Origin of the sequence: Bacillus sp. SIMBA_008 (genome assembly GCF_046535495.1) — a bacterium.
Classification (GTDB): domain Bacteria; phylum Bacillota; class Bacilli; order Bacillales; family Bacillaceae; genus Bacillus; species Bacillus subtilis.
Genome location: NZ_JAWRWL010001251.1, coordinates 1 through 236, shown reverse-complemented (window position 1 = coordinate 236; position 236 = coordinate 1). Strand labels below are relative to the sequence as shown.

The 236-nt window shown below is 44.5% G+C and carries 1 pseudogene; it reads right to left on the bottom strand.

Going from position 1 to position 236, the window contains the following annotated elements:
- Positions 1-236 (bottom strand): annotated as a pseudogene (locus SB658_RS27440) (acyl-CoA dehydrogenase); the annotation flags it as partial.

Here is a 236-nt window from a genome sequence, read left to right as displayed (position 1 = left end):
CATAATCTCTTGCTGCTTGCGCAATGCCTAAATAGCAGGATGGAATATGTGCAATCCAAGGATTTAGCGTACCACCGCGCGGCCCTTTTTGCACCTCAACAAGCATGTCATCTGAAACCTTCACCTGATCTAAGATTAAATCATGACTTTCAGTTCCTCTCATCCCCACAACATTCCACGTTTCTTCTATTGAAACACCTTCTGTCTCGCGATGAATTAAGAAGAAGCCCATTGCC